General features: G+C 34.3%; 7 protein-coding genes. 4 read left to right on the forward strand and 3 right to left on the reverse strand.

All coding sequences use genetic code 11. The annotated features are described in order from the left end of the window. Both VNJ50_RS14420 and VNJ50_RS14425 read right to left on the reverse strand, forming a co-directional pair. The coding region (locus VNJ50_RS14420) for an META domain-containing protein (RefSeq protein ID WP_325582997.1) at window positions 1–499 on the reverse strand (499 nt) is incomplete at its 3' end. A gap of 146 nt (window positions 500–645) precedes the next feature. Next, window positions 646–1,119 (reverse strand): MarR family transcriptional regulator, encoded by a 474-nt coding sequence (locus VNJ50_RS14425; protein WP_325582998.1) that lies wholly within the window; start codon window positions 1,117–1,119, stop codon window positions 646–648. An 830-nt stretch (window positions 1,120–1,949) separates the two neighbouring features. On the opposite strand from VNJ50_RS14425, the gene VNJ50_RS14430 reads away from it, so the two are divergent. After that, a complete protein-coding gene (locus VNJ50_RS14430) occupies window positions 1,950–3,539 on the forward strand; it encodes an FMN-binding glutamate synthase family protein (RefSeq protein ID WP_325582999.1) in 1,590 nt (529 codons plus the stop codon). 119 nt (window positions 3,540–3,658) lie between these two features. On the opposite strand, the gene VNJ50_RS14435 is transcribed toward VNJ50_RS14430, so the two are convergent. Further along, on the reverse strand, window positions 3,659–4,114 hold the full coding sequence (locus tag VNJ50_RS14435) for a pyridoxamine 5'-phosphate oxidase family protein (protein WP_325583000.1): 456 nt from the start codon (window positions 4,112–4,114) through the stop codon (window positions 3,659–3,661). 295 nt (window positions 4,115–4,409) lie between these two features. On the opposite strand from VNJ50_RS14435, the gene VNJ50_RS14440 reads away from it, so the two are divergent. The 3 genes from VNJ50_RS14440 (at window position 4,410) to VNJ50_RS14450 (ending at window position 7,602) form a co-directional block, all read left to right on the forward strand. Beyond that, a complete protein-coding gene (locus VNJ50_RS14440; RefSeq protein ID WP_325583001.1) occupies window positions 4,410–4,769 on the forward strand; it encodes an FUSC family protein in 360 nt (119 codons plus the stop codon). A gap of 76 nt (window positions 4,770–4,845) precedes the next feature. Further along, on the forward strand, window positions 4,846–5,895 hold the full coding sequence (locus tag VNJ50_RS14445; RefSeq protein WP_325583002.1) for a M28 family metallopeptidase: 1,050 nt from the start codon (window positions 4,846–4,848) through the stop codon (window positions 5,893–5,895). Between the two features lie 138 nt (window positions 5,896–6,033). Then, complete coding sequence (locus tag VNJ50_RS14450) at window positions 6,034–7,602, forward strand: M28 family metallopeptidase (RefSeq protein ID WP_325583003.1); 1,569 nt, start codon at window positions 6,034–6,036, stop codon at window positions 7,600–7,602. Window positions 7,603–7,747 lie beyond the last annotated feature (145 nt).

Genomic DNA, 7,747 nt, shown 5'->3' on the forward strand with positions numbered 1-7,747 from the left:
TCCAATACTTTTCTACAATGGGTTCATTGGTTACCTCTTTTACAAACACTGCCAAAGGTGCTCTACGTGCTTTGTTCAATGACAGTTTTCCGTCGGCTATGGTAAAATTGTCGGCCGTTTCAAAAACACTTAATATCTCAGATTCGTTAATTTCTGAATCCGGGCAAGCCATTCGGGTTGATGCCATTTGCGAAAATGAAATTTGGGTGCCTTCCAATTTGTAAGTTCCCATAAAGGTATTACAACCGGAATAACCATTAACGCGATTATCCTTTGAGTTGAGTGTAAAGTAAATAGCTTTACCATGATTTTTGATATCGGACATGTCTTTCCCTTCCAATGTGGAAATGACCCACTTTACATCTTCAACAGATTGGTTCTTGGTGTTTTCCATAAGTTTTGAATTGTCATCGGTTGCAGTTGAACCGACTTGTTTACTTGAGTTACAGCCCATAATTGTTAATGCGATAAGCGCTACGGTTGTTAACTTAATTTTCATAGATTCTTTTTTTAATTTTTAATTTTGTTTTTCTTTTTGCAATTTTCAATGACATAAATTTAACCAAAAAACATGCCTTTATTTTAAATATCAACTCAAATTATTATTTAGTTTGATGTTGAACTTCAAATTTTTCTCATAACACCTTACCCATGTTTATTAATCTTGTCGATGGTTTCGGCAATTAAGGTTTGTCTACTTTTTAAATAATTTCTAATGATGTCCCCAACCGATTCCTCATTTTTAAATTTTTCTGGGTGATGTACCTTATTATAGCTGTTTATTTTTTCGACTAATAAAATTTCATTTTCTAACGCTTGATAATCAATTTTCAAGGCTGATAACTGAAAATATGTAGTGATTCTAAAATAGCGTTTCCGATCACCAGATTTTGTATAATAGTCCACATGTTTCAATTGCATAAGAATCTTTAAATTAACCGATGTTGAACTTTTACTCGATCCAATGATTTCACGGATTTGTTCAAAAGTCAATCCCTCTTTTGAAGATAAGGTTAGCAACGTATAAATGCGCGCTGCCAAAGGAGCAAGATTTAATCGCGACTCCAATTGAAGACCAATTTCCTCTATTAATTTCTTTTTTTCGGTTGAAACGGACATTTTTTTAATTTTTACAAATATACGTCTAGTTCGGAACAAAACGAACTAATTTATCTTAAAAATTTGTTATAGTTTTACTCAGCCTAATTAATTTATAAACAGCACTAAGTATTTCAGGTTAGGGCTGTAACGGAAGTACACATCAAATGGCCATGGAGAAAGCAATTCCAACTTGGGCCCCTATCTCTATTCATAAATGAATTTCTAATACTTTTACTGATAATGAAGTCAATATAGAATTTCATTATTGTCCTAGAAAATAAACAAGACCGTTCTGTTATAAGAATCAAAAGTGAAAACAAAAACCTAAAACGCTGAAAATGTAGCTTTTAAAATTAAAGATTGCGAAATTATGCTATTTCCATTTTGCTCTTAACAAATCGAAAAACAACATTACTCTTAAAGCATTCCCCGAAAGTCCATATAAATCTAGATTTTGCTAGATCATTAAATATTTATCAGATAATAATGATTGAATTTAATCAAAGTGCAAAAGTAAATTTGCTGATAAAAAACATGGATCAGCACAAAAAAATATATTTAATTGACTATCAGCACAAAAAACGCAATTTTTAAAAACACCTCTTTAGTAATGATCACAACGTTTTTTAGAATCAAAATTTTTAAGAAAAAATATAGAATATAAAAGGACATCCTATAGCGAAGAAAGTCACCTAACCGACACCTGAAAATGAATTAATTATCGATTAAAAAACATCTTAAAATTTTCGACATAAAGATAAATAATATATAAAATCATTTAAACTATTTCGTTTTAGTATGCAATCCAATTATGTAATACTATATTTGCATTTTAAATCAAATTAAAAATGAAAGTTCGGGAAATATTTATTTTAATTTCGGCTATCGTTGTTGTAGTCATCCTTGGAATCGCTTTACTTTGGAGCCCTATTTTATGGGCTTTTGTTGTGGTAGCTCCAATAATAATGATGGGTGTTTTTGACATCATTCAAACCAAACATACCATCCGTAGAAACTTTCCTTTAGTTGGTCGTTTCAGATACATGCTGGAGTCTATTCGTCCAGAAATCATGCAGTATTTTGTTGAAACAGATACACAAGGAAGACCGTTAAACAGAATCCTAAGATCTTTGATTTACCGAAGAGCAAAGGGTGAAATTGCTACAGAACCTTTTGGAACGCAAATGGATCTTTACCATTCAGGATATGAGTGGTTGGAACACTCTATGTACGCCAAACATAATCCAAAAGAAATTGGAGAGTTTCCGCGATTGCTGATTGGGGGCAAAGATTGTAAACAACCTTATTCATCAAGTTTGTTGAATATCTCGGCCATGAGTTTTGGGTCGCTCAGTAAAAACGCTGTTCTTGCCCTGAACAAAGGTGCCAAAATGGGCCATTTTGCACACAATACCGGTGAAGGTGGAATTAGTGATTACCATTTGGAACATGGAGGCGATTTAATTTGGCAAATAGGTACAGGATATTTTGGCTGTCGCAATGACGATGGTAGTTTTAATGACGTCACCTTTAGGGAAAACGCCTTAAGACCGCAAGTGAAAATGATTGAAATAAAACTATCACAAGGTGCAAAACCAGGTCATGGAGGAATTTTACCAGCCCAAAAGAACACTGAAGAAATAGCACGAATAAGACACGTAAAACCTGGTATTGCAGTGCATTCACCACCTTCTCACGGAGCCTTTTCAGACCCAATAGAGTTTATGCATTTTATTAAACGTCTTCGAGATCTGTCCGATGGAAAACCAATTGGGTTCAAATTATGTTTAGGTCGAAAACAAGAATTTATGGATTTTTGTGAAGCCATGGTCTATACCGGGATTACACCAGATTTTATCACCATAGATGGTGGTGAAGGAGGAACCGGTGCTGCACCGGTTGAGTTTTCAAACTCCATGGGAATGCCGCTTCGTGAAGGTCTGATTTTTGTTCACGACACTTTAGTGGGCTTTAACTTACGAAGTGAAATTAAAATTATTGTTGCCGGTAAAATCATTACAGGTTTCCATATGGCCAGAGCAATTGCGCTTGGTGCAGACGGCTGTAATAGCGCACGTGCCATGATGCTTGCTATTGGATGTATCCAAGCTTTGCAGTGTAATCTTAATACTTGTCCAACCGGAGTAGCAACTCAAAATGCATCGCTAGTAAAAGGATTGGTTGTGAATGATAAAGCGCCAAGAGCTACCAGATACCATGAGGCAACGATACACAGCTTCTTAGAACTTGTGGCTGCGGCTGGTTTAAATGATCCTAGTGAATTGACACGTAATCATATCAGCAAAAGAATTGGTCTTTATAACATCCAAACTTATGAAGAGATTTATCCGTACATGGAACCAGGTTCTTTATTGGATATCAACACCATTCCAGAACATTATAAAAAATTCTTCCATTTGACACGAATTATGAAGTAATTTAAAATACTGGAAATAAAAAAAGCTTGTTGGATACTGTTCAACAAGCTTTTTTTTTATAGGACACAATGATGGCTAGAACAGGGCGACTTTCTAAAAACTTAGCGTTTTTTATAACATTAATAGCGTCTTTTTTTGCCTGTTATGTTGTCAATCCTAATGACAAATATCATTGGTGAACTTTCATCAACGGCTTTAGAAGAAAACTCACTGATAAAATTCAATTCTTTCAATTCCTTTCTTTCAACCAATTCTTTAATTCCTAAGGAAAAAGTATGCAAATAAGCCTTGGCATCGGTACCAAAAACCTGCTCAAACTCACCATGCACCATAACCGATCGCCATTTGGTAAGTGCATTAATATCAACAACATTAAGCGCTACTCTTTTATTATTGCGCATGGCATTCATTTTATGCCCCTCATTGGAATAACAAATAATGACATTTCTGATGGCATCATAAAAATAAGTAATAGGAACCACAAAAGGCCTATCTTGATAGATATAGGATAAATGTCCCAAGTAATCGTTTTGAAGTACGAACAAACTTTCTTTTTCCTCTAAATTGATATACATAATACGTTTTCTTTTAACAACTATAAAGATACCGTCATCTGCCATAATGTTCAATGATATTTATCATTCAATACATTTTGAATACCTCAATCAAAAAGCATTCAAGACTTAGGTTCAACTAAAAAGAACAAAAAGCTTTCCTTTTATATAGGTTTATTTCTACGAATATAAATATCTTTGAAACTGATTTTAAATTTTGAAAACTGTTTTTTACAAATCCCTAAAAACTCCCTATTATTATTATCAATACATCTCGTTTTAAAATCAAATTTATCATTCGCTGAAAAATTAAATTATGAAAAAACTAATTGTTGTCCTTGGATTTGTTGCTGTAGCTTTAGCGTTGATCTTGGCCGCAAGTCAATTTTTCAACATAGCCTATGTTCCGGCCATAGTAGCCCTGCTTTTAGGTTTTTTCGGATTATATCTTTCAAAACAAAAAAACACTTCAAAAAAGTCGATCCAATTAATATTTTTGTTAACTGGTATTGCCTTGATTTTAGCCACGTATAAAACCATTTTTGTGAGCTCCGAAGGCGAAGCTCTAAAAGAAATTAAGCCCGACCAAACATCAGATTCCATTAACAAAAAAGCAGATATTGAAATTAATAAATTTAAAAAAGCACCACAGCTTCAAGGAATGGAAGAACAATAATCTTTTTTTTTTAATTTTTTTATGAAGGAAAATACTTTTAATTTATCTTTTTATTGTTTTATTTAATTCATTACTAATGAAACTGATCTTTATTACTTCTGTTTTGACTCTTGTCGGCTCGTGCGCCAATATAAGTTATTCGGAAAAAATTGATAACCTTAAGAAAAGTATTGTTTTTGATGATGCCGAGATTATTGAGAAATATAGTAATACCATTACAGCAGATCAGCTTAAAAATCATGTTTACACCTTAGCCTCAGAAAATTTTCAAGGACGTGAAACTGGCGAAATAGGTTTTAATAAGGCATCCAAATTTGTTAAGGATTTTTATGTGTCTCATAATATCTCTTCGCCTTTAGGTTCTGACAATTATTACCAACGCATTCCAAAATCTTATTTTTCAGAAACTAGTGTCGCTTCGCAAAATGTAGTCGCTTATATTGAAGGATCTGAATACCCAAATGAGATCATCATTATTTCGGCACACTTGGACCATTTGGGATATCCCGATGGCGTCATATATCATGGTGCTGATGACAACAGCTCAGGAACCGCCGCGGTTTTAGAAATTGCAAATGCATTTATACGAGCAAAACAAAGTGGTTACGGTCCCAAAAGGAGCATTCTTTTTTTACATTTAACCGCCGAGGAATCAGGTCTTTTTGGATCACGATATTATGTCAACCATCCCATTTATGCGCTTGAAAATACTGTAGCCAATTTAAATATCGACATGATAGGACGCGTGGACAGAAATTATCAAGAACAACAAAATCAGAATTATATTTACTTAATTGGTTCCGACCGATTGAGTACAGAACTGCATTATATATCGGAAGCTGCAAATGAACAATTTACAAATTTGACACTCGATTATAAATACAATGACGAAAATGATAGCAATCAATATTATTACCGATCGGATCATTATAATTTTGCCAACAACAACATTCCTGTCATCTTTTATTTTAATGGCGAACATGACGATTACCATCAGCCTACAGACACGCCCGATAAGATCAATTATCCCTTATTGCAAAAACGAACGCAACTGATTTTTTCAACCGCTTGGTATTTGGCAAATTCCAATAAACGCCTCAAAGCCGTAAAATTAAAAAAACACTGAATGCAACAGCTTTAATCAACTATTAAATATATAGAAACCACTATGTGTTAAAATTTGTTAAATGAATTGAAGTTTAAATCCTAATATCTTGCGATTTTCGTATTATAGCACTTCACATATAAATTAATCCACGATTTGATGAAAAAGTCACTTATTTTTGCAGGTCTTGCACTGAGTATTTTGAGTTGCGGTAGTACGCAACAACAAATTACCCAAAAAGAATCAATAACTTCAATTGATCCAACCGTATATGGAAAATCCATTACAGAAGGGGAGTTAAAAGATTTATTGTACATCTATGCTTCCGACGAGTTTGAAGGGCGCGACACGGGTTCAAAAGGCCAAAAAATGGCTGTAGAATTCTTAAAAAAACACTATGTCGATTTGGATATCCCTTCACCACTTCCTGGAGGAAATTATTATCAAAACGTACCACTGATTAGCCAAAAGGCACCAGAAGTTGATGTCACTGTCAATGGTGTTGCTTTTGAAACTTACACCGATGTGGTTCCATTAGGTAGTGCTACAACGCAAACTATCACGGCATCAGACATCATATACGCTGGTTACGGCATTGATTCTGAAAACTACTCGAGCTACGATGGTTTGGATGTTAAAGGAAAAATCGTACTAATAAAAGCAGGCGAACCTAAAAATAATGATGGCACTTATGTAACGTCAGGAACAACAGAAAACACAAAATGGTCTTCCGGAAGACAAGCACTGGCGTCAAAAAGAGAAGCGGCCATGAACAAAGGTGTTAAAACCTTATTGTACATGGATGATGCCTATACAAAATCGATGGGAAATTTTATGCAAGCTGCAGCCAAGTCTGGAGGTGGCGGTCGTCTGTCACTTGAAGGAAAACAAGATAATATGGTTCAAATTCTTATTGGCGATAATTTAGGAAAAGCCCTATTAGCTGATATTGAGACCGATGACACCTCAAAAAACATCAAGACCAATTTAAACATCAAAATCACCAGCAACTCCGAAAACATAAGTTCTGAAAATGTATTGGCCTTTATCAAAGGTTCTGAAAAACCAGATGAAGTTATCGTTCTTTCTGCACATTTAGATCACGAAGGCATTAAGAATGGAGAAATTTATAACGGTGCAGACGATGATGGCTCAGGAACTGTTGCGCTCTTGGAGATTGCAGAAGCCTTTAAATTGGCTGAAAAAGCAGGACACGGCCCTAAGCGTTCTATTTTATTCTTGCATGTTACAGGTGAAGAAAAAGGGCTTTTAGGATCAAGCTATTATGCCGATATTGAACCTATTTTTCCATTAGAAAACACTGTAGCCAATCTCAATATTGACATGATTGGAAGAATTGATCCAAAACGTACTGGCGACAGAAATTATGTTTATTTAATTGGTTCGGATAAATTAAGTACAGATTTACACAATATCTCCGAAGAAGTAAATAATAAATATGCTAATGTGACTTTGGATTACACCTATAATGATGAAAATGACCCTAATCGTTTTTACTACAGATCTGATCATTATAACTTTGCAAAAAACAATGTACCCGTCATTTTCTACTTTAACGGAACACATGATGACTACCACAGACCGTCAGATACACCTGACAAAATAAACTATGATTTGTTAGAAAACAGAACTCGACTTGTATTTTATACAGCTTGGGAATTGGCCAATAGAGACGCAAGGATTGTGGTTGACAAAATAAGTAAATAACACCATCTAAAAAAGATAATTTACAAAAGGCAAAACTTAAATGTTTTGCCTTTTGTCATTTTTAGAAGTTGCTTTTGGTAGAATATATTGACATTTCTTTTCATTTCGTCTAAAAAAACACCTCTAAATCGTTCAAATGATGTTG

The organism is Gelidibacter sp., from assembly GCF_035577925.1.
Classification (GTDB): Bacteria; Bacteroidota; Bacteroidia; order Flavobacteriales; family Flavobacteriaceae; genus Gelidibacter.

Bases quoted from the DNA above. Each gene is read 5' to 3' on its own strand.
- VNJ50_RS14445 (WP_325583002.1), top strand. From the start codon at position 4,846: ATGAAACTGATCTTTATTACTTCTGTTTTGACTCTTGTCGGCTCGTGC.
- VNJ50_RS14425 (WP_325582998.1), bottom strand. From the start codon at position 1,119: ATGTCCGTTTCAACCGAAAAAAAGAAATTAATAGAGGAAATTGGTCTT.
- VNJ50_RS14440 (WP_325583001.1), top strand. From the start codon at position 4,410: ATGAAAAAACTAATTGTTGTCCTTGGATTTGTTGCTGTAGCTTTAGCG.
- VNJ50_RS14435 (WP_325583000.1), bottom strand. From the start codon at position 4,114: ATGTATATCAATTTAGAGGAAAAAGAAAGTTTGTTCGTACTTCAAAAC.
- VNJ50_RS14450 (WP_325583003.1), top strand. From the start codon at position 6,034: ATGAAAAAGTCACTTATTTTTGCAGGTCTTGCACTGAGTATTTTGAGT.
- VNJ50_RS14430 (WP_325582999.1), top strand. From the start codon at position 1,950: ATGAAAGTTCGGGAAATATTTATTTTAATTTCGGCTATCGTTGTTGTA.